Annotated in this window: 19 protein-coding genes; 7 read left to right on the forward strand and 12 right to left on the reverse strand. The window is 66.3% G+C overall.

Annotated features, from left to right (window positions below):
- Nucleotides 1–25 precede the first annotated feature (25 nt).
- The 3 genes from IB257_RS04190 to IB257_RS04200 are packed head-to-tail and all read left to right on the forward strand — an operon-like array spanning nucleotide 26 to nucleotide 2,761.
- A complete protein-coding gene (locus tag IB257_RS04190; protein ID WP_192491910.1) occupies nucleotides 26–1,384 on the forward strand; it encodes an acyclic terpene utilization AtuA family protein in 1,359 nt (452 codons plus the stop codon).
- The gene (locus IB257_RS04195) at nucleotides 1,381–1,764 is read left to right on the forward strand and encodes a hypothetical protein (protein ID WP_054454127.1); all 384 of its coding nucleotides are present in this window, start codon (nucleotides 1,381–1,383) and stop codon (nucleotides 1,762–1,764) included. The genes IB257_RS04190 and IB257_RS04195 overlap by 4 nt, the downstream gene beginning before the upstream one ends.
- Before the next feature lie 34 nt (nucleotides 1,765–1,798).
- Entirely contained in the window at nucleotides 1,799–2,761 is a 963-nt protein-coding gene (locus tag IB257_RS04200; RefSeq protein ID WP_054454126.1) for a tripartite tricarboxylate transporter substrate binding protein, read from the forward strand.
- Between the two features lie 29 nt (nucleotides 2,762–2,790).
- Here IB257_RS04200 and IB257_RS04205 read toward each other — a convergent pair whose 3' ends face one another.
- The 6 genes from IB257_RS04205 to IB257_RS04230 form a co-directional block, all read right to left on the reverse strand.
- On the reverse strand, nucleotides 2,791–3,621 hold the full coding sequence (locus IB257_RS04205; RefSeq protein WP_054454832.1) for an IclR family transcriptional regulator: 831 nt from the start codon (nucleotides 3,619–3,621) through the stop codon (nucleotides 2,791–2,793).
- 101 nt (nucleotides 3,622–3,722) lie between these two features.
- Nucleotides 3,723–4,442 carry an SDR family NAD(P)-dependent oxidoreductase gene (locus IB257_RS04210; protein WP_054454123.1) on the reverse strand — a complete coding sequence of 240 codons (720 nt, stop codon included), beginning with the start codon at nucleotides 4,440–4,442 and terminating at the stop codon, nucleotides 3,723–3,725.
- Between the two features lie 10 nt (nucleotides 4,443–4,452).
- Nucleotides 4,453–5,244, reverse strand: a complete 792-nt coding sequence (locus IB257_RS04215; protein WP_119451582.1) for an SDR family oxidoreductase — start codon at nucleotides 5,242–5,244, stop codon at nucleotides 4,453–4,455.
- A 27-nt stretch (nucleotides 5,245–5,271) separates the two neighbouring features.
- Nucleotides 5,272–6,243, reverse strand: coding sequence for a tripartite tricarboxylate transporter substrate binding protein (locus IB257_RS04220; protein ID WP_054454119.1), 972 nt, complete (start codon nucleotides 6,241–6,243; stop codon nucleotides 5,272–5,274).
- 47 nt (nucleotides 6,244–6,290) lie between these two features.
- The gene (locus IB257_RS04225; protein WP_192491911.1) at nucleotides 6,291–6,818 is read right to left on the reverse strand and encodes a 2,4'-dihydroxyacetophenone dioxygenase family protein; all 528 of its coding nucleotides are present in this window, start codon (nucleotides 6,816–6,818) and stop codon (nucleotides 6,291–6,293) included.
- Between the two features lie 186 nt (nucleotides 6,819–7,004).
- Nucleotides 7,005–7,781 (reverse strand): ferredoxin--NADP reductase, encoded by a 777-nt coding sequence (locus IB257_RS04230; RefSeq protein WP_054454116.1) that lies wholly within the window; start codon nucleotides 7,779–7,781, stop codon nucleotides 7,005–7,007.
- A 337-nt stretch (nucleotides 7,782–8,118) separates the two neighbouring features.
- On the opposite strand from IB257_RS04230, the gene IB257_RS04235 reads away from it, so the two are divergent.
- The 3 genes from IB257_RS04235 (at nucleotide 8,119) to IB257_RS04245 (ending at nucleotide 11,761) form a co-directional block, all read left to right on the forward strand.
- Entirely contained in the window at nucleotides 8,119–9,162 is a 1,044-nt protein-coding gene (locus tag IB257_RS04235) for a Fe(3+) ABC transporter substrate-binding protein (protein WP_054454115.1), read from the forward strand.
- A gap of 146 nt (nucleotides 9,163–9,308) precedes the next feature.
- Nucleotides 9,309–10,979 (forward strand): iron ABC transporter permease, encoded by a 1,671-nt coding sequence (locus IB257_RS04240; RefSeq protein ID WP_054454113.1) that lies wholly within the window; start codon nucleotides 9,309–9,311, stop codon nucleotides 10,977–10,979.
- A 5-nt stretch (nucleotides 10,980–10,984) separates the two neighbouring features.
- The gene (locus IB257_RS04245) at nucleotides 10,985–11,761 is read left to right on the forward strand and encodes an ABC transporter ATP-binding protein (protein ID WP_054454830.1); all 777 of its coding nucleotides are present in this window, start codon (nucleotides 10,985–10,987) and stop codon (nucleotides 11,759–11,761) included.
- A gap of 15 nt (nucleotides 11,762–11,776) precedes the next feature.
- Here IB257_RS04245 and IB257_RS04250 read toward each other — a convergent pair whose 3' ends face one another.
- The 3 genes from IB257_RS04250 to IB257_RS04260 all read right to left on the reverse strand — a co-directional run bounded on the left by IB257_RS04250 (nucleotide 11,777) and on the right by IB257_RS04260 (nucleotide 14,553).
- Nucleotides 11,777–12,754, reverse strand: coding sequence for a tripartite tricarboxylate transporter substrate binding protein (locus tag IB257_RS04250; RefSeq protein ID WP_192491912.1), 978 nt, complete (start codon nucleotides 12,752–12,754; stop codon nucleotides 11,777–11,779).
- Nucleotides 12,755–12,844: 90 nt separating this feature from the next.
- Nucleotides 12,845–13,750: a pirin family protein gene (locus IB257_RS04255; protein ID WP_054454108.1), complete on the reverse strand. Its 906-nt coding sequence runs from the start codon at nucleotides 13,748–13,750 to the stop codon at nucleotides 12,845–12,847.
- A gap of 104 nt (nucleotides 13,751–13,854) precedes the next feature.
- Entirely contained in the window at nucleotides 13,855–14,553 is a 699-nt protein-coding gene (locus tag IB257_RS04260; RefSeq protein WP_054454106.1) for a pirin family protein, read from the reverse strand.
- A gap of 173 nt (nucleotides 14,554–14,726) precedes the next feature.
- On the opposite strand from IB257_RS04260, the gene IB257_RS04265 reads away from it, so the two are divergent.
- Complete coding sequence (locus IB257_RS04265; protein ID WP_054454104.1) at nucleotides 14,727–15,641, forward strand: LysR family transcriptional regulator; 915 nt, start codon at nucleotides 14,727–14,729, stop codon at nucleotides 15,639–15,641.
- Nucleotides 15,642–15,659: 18 nt separating this feature from the next.
- Here IB257_RS04265 and ntrC read toward each other — a convergent pair whose 3' ends face one another.
- From ntrC to glnA, 3 genes are all read right to left on the reverse strand, one after another.
- Nucleotides 15,660–17,153, reverse strand: coding sequence for a nitrogen regulation protein NR(I) (gene ntrC, locus IB257_RS04270; RefSeq protein ID WP_192491913.1), 1,494 nt, complete (start codon nucleotides 17,151–17,153; stop codon nucleotides 15,660–15,662).
- Nucleotides 17,153–18,217, reverse strand: coding sequence for a nitrogen regulation protein NR(II) (gene glnL / locus IB257_RS04275; protein ID WP_054454100.1), 1,065 nt, complete (start codon nucleotides 18,215–18,217; stop codon nucleotides 17,153–17,155). Before glnL ends, ntrC begins: the two co-directional genes overlap by 1 nt.
- Nucleotides 18,218–18,400: 183 nt before the next feature.
- Entirely contained in the window at nucleotides 18,401–19,813 is a 1,413-nt protein-coding gene (glnA, locus tag IB257_RS04280; protein ID WP_054454097.1) for a type I glutamate--ammonia ligase, read from the reverse strand.
- Between the last annotated feature and the right edge of the window lie 176 nt (nucleotides 19,814–19,989).

Below are 19,989 nucleotides of genomic sequence, written 5' to 3' on the forward strand. Positions count from 1 at the left end.
ACCTAGACCCCTGCCCTGACTCCGTATGTCCCTAGCCCCCCTCCACATAGGCTGCGCCTCCGGGTTCTCCGGCGACCGCAGCGACGGCGCCGCCGCCGTGGTGCGCACGCTGATCGCCCGCGGCGGCGGCGTGCTGATTTACGAAACGCTGGCCGAGCGCACGCTGGCGTTGGCCCAGTTGGCCCGCAACGAAGACCCGGAGCGCGGCTACGAGCCCTTGCTGGACGAACTGGTCGGCCCGGTGCTGGCCGACTGTCTGCGCCACGGGATCTGCATCGTCGGCAACTTCGGCGCGGCCAACCCTGCCGCCGCAGCCCGGCGCATTGCCGCGCTGGCCCGGCAGCAAGGCCTGCCCGCGCCGCGCATCGCAGTGGTACATGGCGACGCGCTCTCCAGCGATGCGCAACGCGAACTGCTGCGCCAGCGCCTTGGCGGCGCGCTGGATGGGCGGGACGTGGTCAGCGCCACCGCCTACCTCGGCGCCGCCGAGATCGCAGAGGCGCTGCGGGCCGGCGCGCAGATCGTGGTCGCGGGCCGCGTGTCGGACCCATCGCTCACGCTGGGCCCGGCGCTGGCCCATTTCGGCTGGGCCATGGACGATTGGCAGCGCCTGGGCCGTGCCACCATGGCCGGCCATATGCTGGAGTGCGGCCTGCAGGTCACCGGCGGCTACTTCTGCGTGCCCGGCTTGAAGGATGTGCCAGACGTGCACGCCGCCGGCTTTCCCATCGCCGAGATCGATGCGGATGGCGAATTCGTGATCGGCAAGGCCGACGGTACCGGCGGCATGGTCGATGCGCGCACCGTCAAGGAACAACTGCTGTACGAAGTGCACGATCCCGCGCGCTACCTGACGCCGGACGTCGTCGCCGACCTGAGCCGTGCCGAGGTGGCGGAACTGGGCGGCGATCGGGTGGCGGTGCGCGGCATCACCGGCCACGCGCGTCCCGCCGAACTCAAGGTCAACGTCTGCTACCGCGGCGGCTGGCTGGCCGAAGCCGAGATCTCCTATGCCGGGGTGCAGGCCGAAGCACGCGCCCGTCTGGCCGCCGATATCGTGCGCAAGCGCCTGGACCCGGCTCTGCGCCTGCGCGCCGACCTCATCGGCGCCATCAGCATCCTGGGCGATGACGCCGGCAGCATGCTGTCCGCCCTGCCCGACGGCCATGCGCGCGACGTGCGCCTGCGCGTCGCGGCCGAACACATGGACCGCAAGCTTGCCGAAAGCGTGCTGCGCGAAGTGACTGCCCTGTATACCTGCGGCCCGGCCGGCGGCGGCGGCGTGCGCACCGCGTTGCGCCCGCGCCTGAACATGCTGTCCTGCACCCTGCCGCGCGACGCCGTGCCCAGCGGCTGGACCTTCCTGGAGGAAGCCCCGCAATGAATCCGCCGCTGATCTCGGTCCCCCTGTACCGCCTGGCGCACAGCCGTTCCGGCGACAAGGGCGACATCTCCAACCTGAGCCTGATCGCCTGGGATCCGGAATGCTACGACGTGCTGGATGCACAGGTCACCGAGGCCCGCGTCGCCGACTGGTTCGCGTACCGCCGCCCCAGCCGCGTCACCCGCTACGCGCTGCCCACGCTGCATGCGATGAACTTTGTGCTTGAAGGCGTGCTGGACGGCGGCGTCAACGATGCCCTCAACCTGGACACGCACGGCAAGAGCCTCTCTTTCAGATTGCTGGACATGACGGTCGAGGTCAGCCCCGCGCTGGCCAGCCGCCTGCCCGACATACCCGGCGACCGTCCCGCGGACGCCTGATTTCGATTCCTATAAAAATCCACAGGAGACACACATGCGCATTGCTTCCAAAGGCCGGCTGGCCTTGCTGCTGGCCGCCGCCCTGCCCTTGAGCGCCATGGCCCAGTTCCCCGCCAAGCCCATCACCTTCATCGTGCCGTTCGCCGCCGGCAGCGCCACCGACCAGATCGGCCGCGCCATCGGCCAGGGCGTCACCGAACAGACCGGCCAGGCCGTGGTGATCGAGAACAAGCCCGGCGCCAGCGCGATGATAGGCGCCGCGGCCGGCGCCCGCGCGGCCCCCGACGGCTACACCGTGCTGATCACCACAAACACCACGCATGCCGCCAACGAGCACCTCTACAAGACGCTGACATACGATCCGGTCAAGGACTACGCGCCGCTGACCCTGCTGGGCAAAGGCGGCCAGATCATGGTGGTCAATCCCAATTCGCCGGCCAAGACGGTTGGCGACTTCCTGGCCCAAGCCAAGCAAGCGCCCGGCAAGCTGAGCTTCGGCAGCGGCAGCTCCAGCAGCCGCATCGCCGGCGAACTGCTGCAACAGATGGCGGGCGTGCAACTGCTGCACGTGCCATATAAGAGCAATCCGCTGGCGGTCACGGACCTGCTGGGCGGCCAGATCGACATGATGATCACCGACACCGCCACCGGCCTGCCGCAAGTCAAGTCGGGCAAGCTGCGCGCGTTGGGCGTGACCGGCCAGGCACGCTCGCCGCTGGCGCCGGACGTACCCACCATCGCCGAGGCTGGCGTGCCAGGCTATGAAATGGGCTACTGGTTTGCCGCGTATGCGCCCGCCGGCACGCCGCCTGATGTGGTCAAGCGCTTGAACGAATTGCTGGTCAAGGCCACTTCAAGCGCGCCTGCCAAGCAGTTCTATGCGCAAACGGGCACGGACGCGGCAAGCTCCACGCCGGCAGAACTGGCGCAGTTCCAGCAAGCCGAGTCGAAGAAGTGGGGCGAGATCATCAAGAAGGCCGGCATCCAGCCCGAGTAGACCGCCCCGGGGCGGTGGCGCGCCGCCCGTCAGAGCAGATCGCTGCTCGCCAGCATCGGCGTGCCTGCAATGCGCTGGCTGATCGCACGGCAGGCCTCCAGCAGCGGCGCCACATAGGCCGCTTCCGGATCTGGTTTCTGGCGGAATCGCAGCGTGCTCACGCTGATGGCCGCCACAGGCACGCCGTTCTGCCCGAAAATCGGCGCGCCGAAGCAATAAATGCCGGCCTCGTTCTCTTCATCATCCACGGCCCAGCCGCGCTGGCGCACCTGTTCGAGCTGCCGCCGCAGCGCGGCCGTATCCTTGACGGTATTGGGCGTATGGCAGGCGAACGGCTGCGGCAGCATGTCCAGCGCGGCCTGCAGAGCCGCCTCGTCCAACATCGCCAGATACGCCTTGCCCACCGCCGTCGAGTACATGGAGACGTTGGTGCCGATGCGCGAATTCATCTGCACCACGCTGGGGCTTTCCAGCTTCTCGATGTAGACCATGTGCTGGCCGTTGGGCACGGCCAGGTGCACGGTCTCGCCGGTGACGTCACGCAACTGCTTCAGGTTCTCGACGGCGGCCAGCCGCATTTCCGAACGGCCCCAGCTGCGGCTGGCCAGCTGGATCAGGCGCGGCCCCAGGCTCAGCTTGCCGGTGACCGGATGTTCGGCCAGCAGGCGTTCGGCCACCAGCGCGGCCACCGTACGGTACACGGTCGGCCGCGGATAGCCGCTGCGCTTGCTGAGTTCGGCCACCGTCATGGATTCCGGCGTATCGGCCACGACTTGCAGCACATGCATGAACTTCGAGAAGGCGGCTGTGCCCGCCACCTGTGCGGCGGGAGGGTTGGCGACTTGCGGCAGTTCTGGCATGGCGGAAAACGTGGCGTTGGCGGTAACGAGGCCGCCCCTGCGGCGCGGCCCCGCCATTATCCCTGCAAACGCCTGCGCGCGTACACGGTGGCGGCCAACGCTCAAGCCACGAGGTAGCCGCCGTCCACGGGCAGGATCACGCCCGTCATGAACGAGGCCGCCGGCGTGCAAAGAAACGTCACGCCCTCGGCCACGTCTTCCGGCTTGCCCCAGCGCCCCAGCGGGGTACGCTGCAGAATCGGCCCCGAACGCTCGGGGTCGTCCTGCAAGGCGCGGGTCAGCGGCGTGGCGATCCAGCCCGGCGCGACGGCGTTGACGCGGATGCCGTCCGCCGCGTAGGCCAGCGCCAGCGACTTCGTCAGCTGCGCCACCCCGCCCTTGCTCGCCGCATACGCCGGCACCAGCGCCCCGCCGAAGAAACTGAGCATGGACGCGGTGTTCACGATGCAGCCGCCGCGCCGCGCAAGCTTCTCGCGCGCGGCGCCGCATACGCGCATGGTGCCGGTCAGGTTGATCGCCAGCACCTGCTCGAACACGGCGGGATCATGCTCCGCGCCGCGGCGGATGATGCCGGCGCAGTTGACCACGATGTCCAGCTCGTCCAACCCTTGCAGCAGGCGTTCGACGTCGCCCGCGTCGCTGACGTCGCCCAGGCGCACCTCGATACCCGGCGCCAGTTCGCCGGCGTCGGATTGCAACCCGGCGGCTATGGTCCGCGCGCCCAGCGACGCCAGCCGGTTGGCAACCGCCGCCCCGATGCCTTGCGTGGCGCCAGTCACCAGCGCCGTCTTGCCTGCAAACAGATCCGCTTGATACGTCATTGCCGTCCGCTCAGAAAGTGCCGGGATAGGCGCCGCCGTCAGCCAGCACGTTCTGGCCGGTGACGTAGCCCGCATGGACGCTGCACAGGAAAGCGCAGATGGCGCCGAACTCCTCGGCGTTGCCGAAGCGTCCTGCCGGTATCGCCGCCTGGCGTTGGGCGCGCACGGCTTGCGCGTCCTGGCCGGTCTTGGCCGCGGAAGCCGCCAGCGCCGAGCTCAGCCGGTCCGTGGCGAACGCGCCGGGCAGCAGGTTGTTGATCGTGACGCCGCGCGCCGCGATGTCGCTGCGCGCCACGCCCGCCACGAAGCCGGTCAGGCCGCTGCGCGCACCGTTGGACAGGCCAAGGATGTCGATCGGCGCCTTGACCGCGCTGGACGTGATGTTGACGATGCGCCCGAAGCCGCGTTCAGCCATGCCGTCCACCGTGGCCTTGATCAACTCGATCGGCGTGAGCATGTTGGCGTCGACTGCATTCAACCACTGTTCCCTGCCCCAATCGCGGAAATCCCCGGGCGGCGGCCCGCCCGCGTTCGTGACCACGATGTCGTAGTCGCGATGCGCGGCGAACACGGCCTCGCGGCCCTGCGCGGTCGTAATGTCGGCCGCCACGGCCTTGACGAAAGACTTGTCGTCCGTCCGCGCCTGCAGCAGTTGCTGCCGCGCGGTCTCGAGAGCCTCTGCCCCGCGCGCCACGATCACCACGTTGACGCCTTCGCGCACCAGGGCCAGCGCGCAGCCGTAGCCCAGGCCTTTGCTTGCGCCGCCCACCAGCGCGGTCCTGCCGGTAATGCCCAGATCCATGTCCTGCTCCTTGTCGTTGCCTGCAGTCTATTGGCGCATGCCGAACTTTTCGATCAGCGCCTTGAACGTCGTATTGTCGCGCTCCATCAGCGCCGTGAACGTCTGTTGATCCGCGACCGCATAGCCCAGGTTCTGCTCCGCCATGAAGCGCTTCAGGCTGTTTTCGGCGGCTGCCTGCCGGAACGCGGCGCCCAGCACGTCCAGTACCGGCTGCGGCGTGCCCTTGGGCGCGGCGATGCCGCGCCAGGTGCCGATCGACAGATCGATGTTGCGCTCCTTCAGCGTGGGCACGTTCTCGAAACCGGGCACGCGCGCGTCGGCCATGACCGCCAGCGGCTTGAGCTTGCCGGCCTTGACGTACTGCATGACCTCTGCCGGGCTCACCGCCACCGCATCGATGTGTCCGCCAAGCAAGGCCAGCACTGCCGGATTGCCGCCATTGAAGGGGATGTGGTTGAACTTGGCGCCCGTCTTGTCCTCCAGCGCGGCGGCTGCCAGATGCCAGATCGAGCCGATGCCCGCGTTCCCCACCTGCATGCTCTCAGGCTTGGCGCGGGCCGCCTCCAGGAACGCTTCGATGGTGTTGTACGGCGAATCGGCGGCCACCGTGATGGCCGAAGGATCGGCATTGAGCTGGATGATGGGCGTGAACTTCTCGTAGGTGGTCTTGGTCAGGCCCAGGTGGGGAATGATCACCATGTCGGCCGTCACCAGCGCCAGCTTGTAGCCGTCGGGCTTGGCGTTGGCCACTTCCGTCAGGCCGATCCCGCCCGCCGCGCCCGGCTTGTTCAGCACCACGATGGGCTGCGTCAAATGGGTGCGCGAGGCGTCGCCCATGGCCCGCGCCATGGCGTCCGTGCCGCCTCCCGCGGCAAACGGCACCACGATCTCGATGGCCCGGTTGGGGAAATTCTGCGCCAGCGCCACTGGCCCCGCGGCCAGCGCGGCGCTGCCCAGCAGCGCGGAAAGAATGCAGCGATTGAACGCACGACGTTTCATGGTGTCTCCGGATTATGTTTATGTGCTGCGGGTGGGAATGCGGAATTTCAGCGTATGAACTGCTTTACGTAGTCTTCGCCCAGGCCGACGTCCGCGAAGTGCTTGCGGCACATGTCGATCTTGGTGAACACGTCTTCGTAACCCATGCCCTTGCCCCAGGGGTCGGTGTAGTACATGACGCCGTTGACCTGGAAGTACGTGATCATTTCCTCGACGTCGGGCGGCACGTAGAGCGTGTGCGTCTCCCCTGGCGGCTCGAACACGTAGCTGCCTTCAGTCGCCTCCCAGTCGTGTTCCAGATAGCGCCAGCGGCCCTTCAGGACGAAGCCATGCACGGCCTGCGGATGGCGATGGCGGCTGAGCACGCCTGACTTGCGCACGCGCAGCAGGTTCATCCAGTAGCCCTGGCTGGCATTCAGACAGAGCGGGCGGAACCAGACGTTCTCGGCCTGCGGTACCCACAGCCTCTCGTCGGTCGGGATCGCATGTGGAATTACGATCTCTGGCAGGGCCTCGGGCGGATTCGGGTACTGGTATGGGGTCAGGGGCTCGGCGTCACTCTGTTCCAATGGCATTTCTTTAATCCTTCCATATTATGGACAATATGTTTACTTTATGGACGAATTATAAGAACTGCCCTGCCTGCGGCTACAGCGGGCTAACCCTTAGGGGCGCCGCAGCATCACGCCGCGCCGCGCCAAAAAACAAAAAACCCATCGCATCGCTGCGATGGGTTTTTGGCTTGGCGCCGGCGCCCGGACTTATTTGTCCACGAATGCACGCTCGACCACGTAGTCGCCCGGCTGGCCCACGCCCGGCGACACCGTGAAGCCGCGCTTGTCCAGCATGGCGCTGATGTCGGCCAACATATGCGGGCTGCCGCAGATCATGGCGCGATCGGTTTCCGGATTGATCTGCGGAATGCCGATGTCGGCGCATAGCTTGCCGTTTTCCATCAGCTCGGTGATGCGGCCTTGGTTGCGGAACGGTTCGCGCGTGACCGTCGGGTAGTACACGAGTTTGTCGCGCACGACGTCGCCGAAGAATTCGTTGTTCGGCAGTTCCTTTTCGATGAAGTCGGCGTAGGCCAGTTCGCTGACCCAACGCACGCCATGCACCAGGATGACCTTGTCGAAGCGTTCGTAGACGTCCGGATCCTTGATGATGCTCATGAACGGCGCCAGGCCCGTGCCCGTGCCGAACAGGAACAGGTGCTTGCCCGGCTTCAGGTCGTCCACGACCAGGGTGCCCACGGGCTTGCGGCTGACCAGGATGGTGTCGCCTTCTTTCAGATGCTGCAGGCGCGACGTGAGCGGGCCGTTCTGCACCTTGATGCTGAGGAACTCGAGGTTCTCTTCATAGTTGGCGCTGGCGATGCTGTAGGCTCGCAACAGAGGCTTGCCTTCAACTTCCAGTCCGATCATCACGAAGTGGCCATTGTGGAACCGCAAGGCCGAGTCACGCGTCGTGGTAAAGGAAAACAGGGTGTCGTTCCAGTGGTGCACGCTTAGTACGCGCTCAGTGTTGAAAGCAGCCATGTCGTATCAAATTAGGGGCGACCGCCCCGGGCCATGAGCCCGGCTTGTGCCGCTGGGTCATTCCGTGCCGCACAAAAGACGCGGCCGGCATTAGGGTTGACCCTATTCTACAGGGTCTTGATGATAACTGCTCTCATTATTCCGTAATACCCTTATGCCGTATTGATGGGGATCAAGCCTGAAGCCTGCCTGACTTACGACTAGTTGAACGCCGCTTTGCTTCCTGTTATCGTCGCGTTCTCATTTGATAATCATTTTCGTTAGCAGACTGTTTTGAGCAGCGGAAAGGCCTGAAGCCTCGGGAATTCCTCTGCAGCCCTAGCCGGAGCACCTCGTCATGACCAAGCGTCCCCAATTGAATTCGCTGCTGCGCGCCCTGGCGCTGGCCGGCGCCGCCGCCTTCACCGTGTCGGCCAACGCCGCCGAGGAAGTCAGCCTCTACACCACCCGGGAACCCAAGCTGATCCAGCCGCTGCTGGACGCCTTCACCAAGGAAAGCGGCATCAAGGTCAATACGGTCTTCGTCAAGGACGGCCTGCTGGAGCGCGTCAAGGCCGAAGGCGCCAAGTCGCCCGCCGACGTGCTGATGACCGTGGACATCGGCAACCTGCTGGATCTGGTCGACGGCGGCGTGACCCAGTCGATCAAGTCGCAAACCCTGGAATCCGTCATTCCCGCCAACCTGCGCGGCGCCGACGGCAAGTGGTACGCCCTGTCGCTGCGCGACCGCGTGCTGTACGTGGAAAAGGACCTGAAGCTGGAAGCCTTCCGCTACGAAGACCTGGCCGATCCGAAGTGGAAGGGCAAGGTCTGCATCCGTTCGGGCCAACACCCCTACAACACCGCGCTGGTCGCCTCCATGATCGCGCATGACGGCGCCGAAGCCACCGAAAAATGGCTGCGCGGCGTCAAGGCCAACCTGGCCCGTAAGGCTGCCGGCGGCGACCGCGACGTGGCCCGCGACATCCTGGGCGGCATCTGCGACATCGGCCTGGCCAATGCTTATTACGTCGGCCACATGAAGAACGCCGAACCCGGCACCGACGCCCGCAAGTGGGGCGACGCCATCAAGGTGATCCGCCCGACCTTCGCCAACGCCAAGAGCGGCGGCACGCACGTGAACGTCAGCGGCGCCGCCGTTGCCGCCCATGCGCCGAACAAGGCCAACGCGGTCAAGCTGCTGGACTTCCTGGTGTCCGAGCCCGCCCAGGCCCTGTACGCCCAGGCCAACTATGAATACCCCGTCCGCAAGGGCGTGAAGCTGGACCCCGTGATCGCCAGCTTTGGCGAACTGAAGGTGGACCCGCTGCCGCTGACCGAGATCGCCAAGCATCGCAAGCAAGCCAGCGAACTGGTGGACAAAGTCGGTTTCGACAACTGATAGGCCTGTGGACCGCCACGCCCGCCGGCTTGGCGAAACCATGCGGCAGTGACAAACGCGCGGGCTGCGCATAAGCTCACGCGTAGGGCCTGCTCCCTTCTTTTCGGGGGAGCAGGCCTTGCCATTGATGCAATCGACTTTGAAGCATGCACACAGATTCTTTGCCCCGGCCGCTGCGTCTGCGCTGGACTGAACGCGGGGCCGGCTGGCTGGCCGGCGCCGCCCTGATCGCGCTGGCCGTATTGGCGCCCGTCCTGACGCTGGGCTGGTGGGCGCTGGGCGGCGAACTCTCGCATTGGCAGCATCTGGCCAATTACGTATTGCCCCAGGCGCTGGCCAATACCGCCATGCTGCTGGCCGGCGTGGGCGTGCTGGTGACGCTGCTGGGTACCGGCGCGGCATGGCTGGTGACCGCTTACGACTTCCCTACGCGCCGCGTGCTGACCTGGGCGCTCCTGCTGCCGCTGGCGGTGCCGACCTACATCATCGCCTTCGCCTATCTGGACCTGCTGCATCCCATCGGTCCGATACAGTCGGCGATCCGCGCGCTGCTGGGCTATGACAGTCCGCGCCAGTTCCGCCTGCCGGATCTGCGCTCGATCTACGGCGCCATCTTCGTGCTGGGCTTTGTGCTCTATCCCTATGTGTACCTGAGCACCCGGGTCATGTTCATGACGCAGGCAGCCAGCCTGCTGGAAGCGGCCCGCACGCTCGGCGCCGGCCGCATCGCCGTGTTCTTCCGGGTCGCCCTGCCGCTGGCCCGGCCCGCCATCGTGGTGGGCGTGAGCCTGGCGTTGCTGGAAACGCTGAACGATATCGGCGCCTCCGAATTCCTGGGCGTGCAGACGCTGACCGTGTCGGTCTACACCACCTGGGTCACGCGTTCGGACCTGGCGGGCGCGGCGCAGATCGCGCTGACCATGCTGGCCATCGTGATCGGGCTGATCCTGCTGGAACGCCATGGCCGCAAGCGCCAGCGCTACGCCAACACGCAGCGCATGCGCCCGATGCAGCCGCGCCGCCTGCGCGGTCCGGCGGCGGCCGTTGCCGCGGCGCTGGGCTGGATACCGGTACTGATCGGATTTGTCGCGCCGGCGCTCTATCTGGTCGTGGAAACCTACAAGCGCCTGCATCTGGTTGGCGGCGTTTCCCACCAGCTGTTGAACGGCTTGAGCAACACCCTGATCGTCGCCTTCAGCGCCACCATCGTCACCCTGCTTTGCGGGCTGATCGTGGCCTGGGCCGGACGCACGCTGCGCGAAAGCTCGGGCTTCAACCCGGGCCGCGCCTGCGCGCGCATCGCCAGCCTGGGCTATGCCGTGCCCGGCACGGTGCTGGCCATCGGCCTGCTGACGCCCTTCGTCTGGATAGATACCGCGGTCGCCAAGGTCTTCGGCGGCACGGGCCTGTTCCTGATGGGCTCGATGGGCGCGCTGGTCTGCGCCTATGCGATCCGTTTCCTGGCGATTTCCACTGGCGCACTGGAAGCCGGCCTGGCCCGCATTCCGCCGTCGCTGGAGCAAGCCTCGCGCCTGCTGGGCGAAAGCTCGGCCGGCACCCTGCGCCGCGTACACCTGCCGCTCTTGCGCCCGGCGCTGGCCGCCAGCGCCCTGCTGGTGTTCGTGGACGCCATGAAGGAACTGCCCGCGACACTGCTGCTGCGGCCCATGAATTTCGACACGCTGGCAACCTGGCTATACGCCGAAGCGGCCCGCGGCACCTATGAAGAAGGCGCCGTCGCCGCGCTGGCCATCGTGCTGGCCGGCCTGTTCCCCGTCATCCTGCTGGCGCGCACCAATCTGAAAATGGGACATTGATCATCGTGCCCGATCTGTTAGAACTCGATCACCTTTCCCTCGCCTACGAGACCCCGGCGGGACTCAAGCCCGTGGTGCAGGACCTGACGCTGGGCCTGCCCGTGGGCCATATCGGTTGCCTGCTGGGCGAATCCGGCTGCGGCAAGACCACGGTGCTCCGGGCCATCGCCGGTTTTGAGCCAGTGCGGGCCGGACGCATCCTGCTGGATGGCGCCGTCATTTCCTCGCCCACCGTGCAGGTGGCGCCCGAACATCGCCGGGTGGGCATGATGTTCCAGGACTACGCGCTGTTCCCGCACCTGACGGTGGCGCTGAACGTGGCCTTCGGCCTGCGCAAGATGGCGCGCCCGGAACGCGCGCGCCGCGTCGAAGAGATGCTGGAACTGGTGGGCCTGGCGCATGCCGCCAACAGCTATCCGCACGAGATCTCCGGCGGCCAGCAGCAGCGCGTGGCGCTGGCTCGCGCGCTGGCGCCCTCGCCCGACCTGCTGCTGCTGGACGAGCCGTTCTCGAACCTGGACGTGGACACGCGCGAACGCCTGGCCTTTGAAGTGCGCGACATCCTCAAGACCACCGGCCACACGGCCATCCTGGTCACGCACAACCAGGCCGAAGCCTTCGCCATCGCCGACCGCATCGGCGTCATGTCCAAGGGCAGCATCGCGCAGTGGGACACGCCCTACAACCTGCACCATCATCCCGCCAGCGACTTCGTGCGCGACTTCATCCGCCGCGAAGCGCTGGAAGAGCGGCGCGAGCAAGCCTACGCCCGCGGCCGCTGAAGTCGTCCCGGCCGCTCAGTCGGCCGACAGCTTCACTTTCTGCGACAAGGCCTTGAAGGCCTCGTGCTGGCTCTGGGTCAGGCGTTCCACTTCCTGCGGCGTGGAGCCGTAGGGCATGAAACCGGCCTGCTCCAGCTTGCCTTTCACTTCCGGCAAGGCCAGCGCCCATTGGAAGGCTTCGCTCAGCGCCTTGGTCGCTTCAGGCGACATCTTCGCAGGCCCATAGACCGCGAACCACGGATCGACCACGGCTGCTTCATAGCCCAGCTCGGCCAGCGTCGGCACGTCCGGCAAGGCGGGCGCCCGCTTGCTGCCCGTCACGGCCAGCGCATGCACTTTGCCCGCCTTGATGTGCGGCAGCGACGCCGGCAGATTGTCGAACATCACCGGCAAGTGCCCTCCCAGCAGGTCGTTCAGCCCCTGCGCGCTGCCCTTGTAAGGAATGTGCTGCATGCCGGCGCCGGTCAGCTGGTCGAACATCACGCCAGCCAGATGCATGGACGTGCCAGTGCCCGGCGTGCCGAACGAGGTGCCCGGATGCTGCTTGGCATAAGCGACCAGGTCCTTGACGCTGTCGACCTTCAGCGCAGGACCGACTTCCAGCACCACGGTGGAAGCGCCCAGCATGCTGACGCCCGTGAAATCCTTGGTGGGATCGAAAGGCATGGAGGGGTAGACGAAAGGATTCAGCGCGTTGGTGGAGATGGCGCCGAAGCCGATGGTGTAGCCGTCGGGCGCGGCCTTGGCCACGGCGTCCATGCCGATATTGCCGCCCGCGCCGGGACGGTTTTCGACTATGACGGGCTGGCCCAATTTTTCCGCGACCTTCTGGCCGGCGGTGCGCGCCACCAGGTCGGTGGTGCCGCCTGCGGTGTAAGGCACGATGAAGGTGATGGGCTTGGCCGGATAGCCGGCAGCGAGCGCCGCCGAAGCGCCCTGGATCAGCGCCAGCGAGGCCAGGCCGCGCAGCGCGTTGAATGTGTAGCGATGCATGATGTCTCCATCCCGTTTTGTTGTGAGGGTCGGAGGCGCATCATACCGCCGGCCGCGTGGCGATTGCGTGCGGCCGGTTCGAGCGCTGACTCAGGCGCGCGGCTCGGGCAGCGGGATGTACTCGGTCTCGTCGCCCGGCACGATCTGGTCGAAGCGGCTGCGCTGCCAATCCTGCTTGGCCTGTTCGATGCGGTCCTTGCTGCTGGAGACGAAGTTCCACCACACGAAGCGCGGCCCGTCCAGCGGCTCTCCGCCGATCACCGCAAAGCGCGCCGCAGTCTTGGCGCGGATCTGCACGGGGCGGCCCGGCGCAAACACGACCAGGCGGCCGCTTTCGAACTCCTGCCCGTCGATCTCGACCGTGCCCTGCGCCAGATAGGCGGCGCGCTCTTCATGCTCGGCCGGCAGCACCGTGGTCGCGCCCGCCTGCAATTGCAGATCGCCATAGAACAGCGGCGACAGCGTCTTCACCGAGGACGTCTTGCCGAACAACGAACCCGCCACCACCTGGGCGCGCACGCCCTCGCCTTCGATGACCGGTTGCGCGTCCAGGCCGTAGTGGGTGAAGCCCGGATCGGTTTCCTCGTGTTCCTTGGGCAGCCCCACCCAGATCTGCAGGCCACAGAGACGCTGCGCGGCCTGGCGGCTTTCGGGCGAGGAGCGTTCCGAATGCACGATGCCGCGGCCCGCCGTCATCCAGTTGACCTCGCCCGGCAAAATGGTCTGGGTGTGGCCCGCGCCATCGCGATGCACCATGGAGCCTTCGTAAAGATAGGTCACCGTGGACAGGCCGATATGCGGATGCGGGCGCACGTCTATGCCCGTACCGGCGGCAAACTCGACCGGACCCATGTGGTCCAGGAACACGAACGGCCCGACAGTGCGGCGCTGTGCGGACGGGATGGCGCGGCGCACGGAAAAGCCGCCCAGGTCGCTGGTGCGCGGCACGACGACGGCTTCAATCTGGCTTTCGCCGGCTTCGGACAAGGTGGACATATCGGACTCTCCGGGTTGTGGGGACTAGGACCATCTTAAGGCCTGCCGCCTGCATGGAAAAAACAGCGGCGGGCGGACTGATCCAGCCCGCCCGCCTTGACGCATCACGCCAGGTCGAACACCAGGACTTCGGCCTGCTTGCCGCCCGACAGCTCGACGCGCGGCTCGCCGGTGATGGCGAGCGCGTCGCCAGCCGACAGCTCAACGCCGTTGACTGTCAGGCTGCCGCGGGCCACGTGCACCCAGGCGCGGCGGCCGGCGGCCAGTTCCAGCGCGGCGGACTCGTCGCCGTCGAACAGCCCGCCATACAGGCGCGCATCCTGATGGATCTTCATCGAACCGTCAGCGCCATCCGGCGACACCAGCGCTTGCAGCCGGCCGCGCTTCTGCTCGTCGCTGAAGCTGCGCTCTTCGTACTCGGGCGCAATGCCAGTGACGTCGGGCTCGATCCAGATCTGCAGCATGTGCGTTTCGCGGTCCGCCAGCGGGTTGAACTCCGAGTGCATGACCCCGCGGCCGGCGCTCATGCGCTGCACGTTGCCGGGCTGGATGGTCGAGCCGCTGCCCATGCTGTCCTTGTGGGCGATCGCGCCATCCAGCACGTAGGTGATGATTTCCATGTCGCGATGGCCATGCGTGCCGAAGCCGCGGCCGGCCGCGATGCGGTCGTCATTGATCACGCGCAGGGCGCCAAAGCCCATGTGGGCCGGGTCGTAGTAGTTGGCGAAGGAAAACGTGTGGAACGAGTCCAGCCATCCGTGGTTGGCGTGACCCCGTTCAGCAGCGCGGCGAGTGGTAAGCATTGCGGACTCCTGTTTCAATAATGTGAATGGTTGTGCAGCCTGGCCCTCATTTCCCGAGAACCCGCTGCACCACCGGCATGAGTGATATTGTGCGCGTGCAGCCTGGCCTGTTTGGCGCTATATTTTGACGAAGCCATTCAAATTTTTTGAACATTGGTGCCAAGCCCCCGACCATGCAAGCCATCACCCCCGAACTTCTGATCCTGGTGGACGCCATCGCCCGCCACGGCAGCTTTGCCAAGGCCGCCCGCGAACTGGGCAAGGTGCCTTCGGCCGTCACCTACTCCATCCGCAAGCTGGAAGACGGCCTGGACGTGCTGTTGTTCGACCGATCCGGACACCGCGCGCTGCTGACGCCAGCGGGCGAAACGCTGCTGAAGGAAGGCCGCCATGTCTTGCAATCGCTGGACGACCTGGCCTGCCGCGTCAAGCGCATTGCCACGGGCTGGGAGGTGGAGTTGCGCATCGCGGTCAGCGCGGTGCTGCCGTGGCGGCCGCTGTACGACCTGATCGAGGAGTTCCAGGCGCTGGGTAGCGCCACCACGCTGCGCTTTTCCAGCGAGGTATTGAGCGGCAACTGGGACGCCCTGACCTCAGGAAGGGCCGACCTGGTCATCGGCGCGGGCGCGGCGGGCGAGCCGACCGGCCCCTATCGCTCGCAAGCCATGGGCCAATCCCAATTCGGCTTCTGCGTGGCCTCGCACCATCCGCTTGCTTCGCTGCCGCAGCCCTTGAGCCGCGCCGACATCACGCGTTATTGCGCGGTGGTGGTGGCGGACACGTCGCGTAACCTGGCGCCGCAGACGCGCGGCATCCTGGCCGAACAGCCCACCCTGGTCATGCCTACCATGCAGGCCAAGATAGACGCCCAGGTGCGCGGCCTGGGCTGCGGCTACTTGCCCCTGACCCTGGCCGCGCCGTATCTGGCGCAAGGCTTGCTGGTGGTGTGCGAAACGGACGAAGGCATGTCCCTGACGGAACACCTGACGTACGCCTGGCGCTCGGAGCCGCCGGGCGAAGCCCTGAAATGGTGGCTGCAGAAGCTGAAGTCGCCGCGCCTCTGCGAGAGCCTGTTGGGGATGGGATAAGGCGCGCGGCCGCGCGCCTTATTCGTCCTCGATGCCCAACTCGCGCAGCTTGCGCGTGATGGTGTTGCGGCCAATGCCCAGGCGGCTGGCGGCCTCGACCCGGCGGCCGCGGCTGGCGTCCAGCGCGCTTTGCAGCAGGATCTTCTCGAACTGGCGCGTGAGCGTGGCCATGACCGCCGGTTCGCCACGTTCCAGCCGGTACTGCGCGTCGCGCAGCAGGGAGTCCTGCCAGTTGCGTGGAGAGCCCGCTTCCATGGGCGCCGAGGTCGGAACCACGGTGCCCACGCCGGCCATGGGCACGGCCGGACGCAACGGCGCGGGACTCGGCTGCGGCTGGTGCTCCATGGCGCGGATTTCCGGCGGCAGGTCCGCCGGCTCGACCGTCTGGCCGGGCGCCATCACGGTCAGCCAATGGCAAAAGTTCTCCAGCTGGCGCACGTTGCCCGGAAAATCGAACTTGGACAGCACGGCAAGCGCTTCCGGCGTCAGGCGCTTGACCGGCACTCCCAGCGCACGGGCGCTGGCGGTCAGGAAGTGGCCGGCCAGCGCCGGAATGTCCTCCACCCGTTCGCGCAACGGCGGCAGGCGCAGACGGATCACGTTCAGGCGGTGGAACAAGTCCTCGCGGAACAGGCCCTGCTCCACGCGCTGTTCCAGCGGTTGATGGGTGGCGGCGACGATGCGTACGTCGACGCGCACCGGCTGCGCGCCGCCGACGCGGTAGAAGCTGCCTTCTGCCAGCACGCGCAACAGGCGCGTCTGCAACTCGATCGGCATGTCGCCGATTTCGTCCAGGAACAGCGTGCCGCCATGCGCTTCCTCGAAGCGGCCGCGACGCAGGTTGTTGGCGCCCGTGAACGCGCCACGTTCGTGGCCGAACAGCTCGGCCTCCAGCAAATCGCGCGGAATGGCCGCCGCGTTCAGCGCCACGAAGGGCCCGCCGGCGCGCACGCCATGGCCGTGCAAAGCGCGCGCCACCAGCTCCTTGCCGGTGCCGGATTCGCCGGTGATCAGCACGGTGACCTTGGACTGCGCCAGCCGGCCGATTGCGCGGAACACTTCCTGCATGGCGGTGGACGAGGACTGCGTCATCATCCAGCGCTCGTTGTTCTGCGCCGATTCGCCCTGCCCTTCGGGGCTTTCAGGCTCGGCGGATTCCTGCATGGCGCGCTGGATCAGCGCCACCGCCTCGTTCACGTCGAACGGCTTGGCCAGGTAATCGAACGCCCCGCCCTGAAAGGCGGAAACGGTGCTGTCCAGGTCGGCGAACGCGGTCATGACGATGACCGGCAGGCCGGGGTTGCGTTCCTTCAACTGGCGCAGCAGCTCCAGGCCGTTGCCGCCTGGCATGCGGATGTCGGACACCAACGCGGCGGGCGCTTCGTGCGACAGCGCTTCCAGCACGTCGGCCGATTGCGAAAAACTGCGGGTGGGCACACCGGCGCGCGCCAGGGCTTTTTCCAGGACCCAGCGGATGGCCTGGTCATCATCGACGATCCATACGGGTTTCATCAGTGTGCAGGCTCCATCGGTAGGACCAGGCGGAATTCGGTGCGGCCGGGCCGGGATTCAAATTCGATGATGCCGCCGTGCTGTTGCACGAAGTCCTGCGCCAGGCTCAAGCCCAGGCCGGTGCCTCCCGCCCGCGCCGTGACCAGCGGATGGAAGATGCGGTCGCGGATCTGATCCGGCACGCCGGGACCGTTGTCAGTAATGGACAGCACCAGCGCCAGACGATGCTGGCGGTGGGCCAGCATCACCTGCCGCGCGACGCGCGTGCGCAGCGTGACCACGCCGGGTTCGGTCTGCGGTCCCTGGGGCCGCGCCACCAGTTCCTGCGCGGCGTTGCGCGCCACATTCAGGACGGCCTGCATCAGACGGGCGGCGTCGCCCTTCAGGTCCGGCACCGAGGCGTCGTAGTCGCGCAGCAGCGTGACGTCATTGCGGAATTCGGCCTGGATCAGCGCGCAGACGCGTTCGCAGATCTCATGGATGTTCACCGGCCGCGCGTTCAGCGGCACACGTTGCGGGCCGCTCAGGCGGTCCACCAGCGCCTGCAGGCGGTCGGCTTCGGAAATGATGACCTGGGTGTACTCGGCCAGTGCCGCGCTGGGCAGTTCGGCTTCGAGCAATTGCGCGGCGCCGCGCAGGCCGCCCAGGGGATTCTTGACTTCATGCGCCAGATTGCGCAGCAGTTCGCGGTGGGCTTCGATCTCGTCAACCAGGCGGTGGTTGCGGTCGGCCAGCACGCGCTGCTCGATCTCGCGGGTTTCTATCAGCACGGGCCAGCGCTGGCCCGTCAGTCCGACCGTCGTCACGGAGACTTCCACGGATTCCGCGGCGCGGCGCAACGAGGCCAGTTGCCTGACGTCGGCATAGCGCCCTGCGGCTGCGCGGTCGATGGAGGATTGGATGTTTTCCGGACTGTCGAACAGCGTGGCGGCGGATTGCCCGCCCAGTTGCTTGCGCGAGCGGCCGAACAGATCTTCAGCGGCCGCATTGGCGTATTCGATATGACCGCGCTCGTTGACCAGGAAAACGGACGTGGCTAGCAAATCGAGAGCTTCTACATTCATTTTCTACATACCCGAATGTGAGGGGACGGCGGAACGCGACGGCCGCGCCGGAAGCCGGCGCCCTGTCCACCAGGCGTAAGGCCTGATGGACAGCACGTCGAACCGCGATCTGGCGGTGCGCGTGCTGCGGGCCCTGGTTTCTGCCTGCATCATCGCGCCACCTCCAGCTACTGCCTCAGGACATTAGAGGCTGTAGTACATGTCGAACTCGACCGGGTGCGGCGTCATGCGCAGACGGTTCACATCGGCCATCTTCAGGTCGATGTAGGCCGTGAGCATGTCGTTGCTGAACACGCCTCCGCGGGTCAGGAACTCGCGGTCGTTGTCCAGCGCTTCCAGAGCCTGTTCCAGCGAGGCGCAGACCGTCGGGATCTTGGCGTCTTCTTCCGGCGGCAGGTCGTACAGGTTCTTGTCGGCGGGATCGCCGGGGTGAATCTTGTTCTGCACGCCGTCCAGGCCGGCCATCATCAGGGCCGAGAAAGCCAGGTACGGGTTGGCCAGGGGGTCCGGGAAGCGGGCTTCGACGCGGCGGCCCTTCGGGTTGCCGACGTACGGAATACGGATCGAGGCCGAACGGTTGCGGGCCGAGTAAGCCAGCTTCACGGGCGCTTCGTAGTGCGGAACCAGGCGCTTGTACGAGTTGGTACCGGGGTTGGTGATGGCGTTCAGCGCGCGGGCGTGCTTGATGATGCCGCCGATGTAGTACAGCGCGAATTCCGACAGGCCGGCGTAGCCGTTGCCCGCGAACAGGTTCTGGCCGTCCTTCCAGATGGACTGGTGGACGTGCATGCCGGAGCCGTTGTCGCCGACGATGGGCTTGGGCATGAACGTGGCGGTCTTGCCGTAGGCGTGGGCCACGTTGTGGATCACGTACTTGACGATCTGCGTCCAGTCGGCGCGCTGCACCAGCGTGCTGAACTTGGTGCCGATTTCGAGCTGGCCGGCGCCGGCCACTTCATGGTGGTGCACTTCGACCGGCACGCCCATCTGTTCCATCAGCAGGCACATTTCCGAGCGCATGTCCTGGAACGAGTCGACCGGGGGCACGGGGAAGTAGCCGCCCTTGACGGTGGGACGGTGGCCGGTGTTGCCGCCTTCGAATTCCAGGCCCGAGGACCAGGGGGCTTCTTCGGACTTGATCTTGACGAAGGTGCCGGACATGTCGCTGTTCCAGGTCACGCCGTCGAAGACGAAGAATTCGGGTTCCGGACCGAAGTAGGCGGTGTCGCCCAGGCCGGAGGACTTCAGGTAGGCTTCGGCGCGCTTGGCCAGCGAGCGCGGGTCGCGGTCGTAGCCCTTCAGGTCGGAAGGTTCGACCACGTCGCACGACAGGATCATGGTCGGCTCTTCGCGGAACGGATCCAGGTTGGCGGTGGACAGGTCGGGGATGAGCAGCATGTCGGAGGCTTCGATGCCCTTCCAGCCCGGGATCGACGAACCGTCGAAGGCCTGCCCGCTTTCCAGCTTGTCTTCGTCGATCTGGCTGATCGGCACCGAAATGTGGTGCTCACGGCCAATCGTATCGGTAAAGCGGAAATCCACGAATTTGACTTCGTTGTCGGCGATCTGTTTCAGGACATCTTTCGGGCTTGCCATGTCATCTCCATTAGATAAAAAGGTCGAGGGCTTTGCCCGTCGACTGGCATAAAAGAGGGAAGCAATAAGCGTGCCAGGTTTCCTCTCCGGGATTCCCCGGGGAAATCGGCTCGATCATGGGAAAATGTAGCACCATCATGGTGCAAATAGTGGAGCATGATTGCCCCACTATGGTG

This window comes from Achromobacter sp. ACM03 (genome assembly GCF_014851665.1).
In the GTDB taxonomy this organism is placed as follows: Bacteria; Pseudomonadota; Gammaproteobacteria; order Burkholderiales; family Burkholderiaceae_B; genus Achromobacter; species Achromobacter aegrifaciens.

Coding starts and splice junctions, on each gene's coding strand:
- IB257_RS04235 (WP_054454115.1), top strand. CDS start 8,119: ATGACCAAGCGTCCCCAATTGAATTCGCTGCTGCGCGCCCTGGCGCTG.
- IB257_RS04225 (WP_192491911.1), bottom strand. CDS start 6,818: ATGCCATTGGAACAGAGTGACGCCGAGCCCCTGACCCCATACCAGTAC.
- IB257_RS04215 (WP_119451582.1), bottom strand. CDS start 5,244: ATGGATCTGGGCATTACCGGCAGGACCGCGCTGGTGGGCGGCGCAAGC.
- IB257_RS04210 (WP_054454123.1), bottom strand. CDS start 4,442: ATGACGTATCAAGCGGATCTGTTTGCAGGCAAGACGGCGCTGGTGACT.
- IB257_RS04195 (WP_054454127.1), top strand. CDS start 1,381: ATGAATCCGCCGCTGATCTCGGTCCCCCTGTACCGCCTGGCGCACAGC.
- glnL (WP_054454100.1), bottom strand. CDS start 18,217: ATGAATGTAGAAGCTCTCGATTTGCTAGCCACGTCCGTTTTCCTGGTC.
- IB257_RS04220 (WP_054454119.1), bottom strand. CDS start 6,243: ATGAAACGTCGTGCGTTCAATCGCTGCATTCTTTCCGCGCTGCTGGGC.
- IB257_RS04265 (WP_054454104.1), top strand. CDS start 14,727: ATGCAAGCCATCACCCCCGAACTTCTGATCCTGGTGGACGCCATCGCC.
- IB257_RS04260 (WP_054454106.1), bottom strand. CDS start 14,553: ATGCTTACCACTCGCCGCGCTGCTGAACGGGGTCACGCCAACCACGGA.
- IB257_RS04190 (WP_192491910.1), top strand. CDS start 26: ATGTCCCTAGCCCCCCTCCACATAGGCTGCGCCTCCGGGTTCTCCGGC.
- IB257_RS04230 (WP_054454116.1), bottom strand. CDS start 7,781: ATGGCTGCTTTCAACACTGAGCGCGTACTAAGCGTGCACCACTGGAAC.
- IB257_RS04200 (WP_054454126.1), top strand. CDS start 1,799: ATGCGCATTGCTTCCAAAGGCCGGCTGGCCTTGCTGCTGGCCGCCGCC.
- ntrC (WP_192491913.1), bottom strand. CDS start 17,153: ATGAAACCCGTATGGATCGTCGATGATGACCAGGCCATCCGCTGGGTC.
- IB257_RS04240 (WP_054454113.1), top strand. CDS start 9,309: ATGCACACAGATTCTTTGCCCCGGCCGCTGCGTCTGCGCTGGACTGAA.
- IB257_RS04205 (WP_054454832.1), bottom strand. CDS start 3,621: ATGCCAGAACTGCCGCAAGTCGCCAACCCTCCCGCCGCACAGGTGGCG.
- glnA (WP_054454097.1), bottom strand. CDS start 19,813: ATGGCAAGCCCGAAAGATGTCCTGAAACAGATCGCCGACAACGAAGTC.
- IB257_RS04250 (WP_192491912.1), bottom strand. CDS start 12,754: ATGCATCGCTACACATTCAACGCGCTGCGCGGCCTGGCCTCGCTGGCG.
- IB257_RS04255 (WP_054454108.1), bottom strand. CDS start 13,750: ATGTCCACCTTGTCCGAAGCCGGCGAAAGCCAGATTGAAGCCGTCGTC.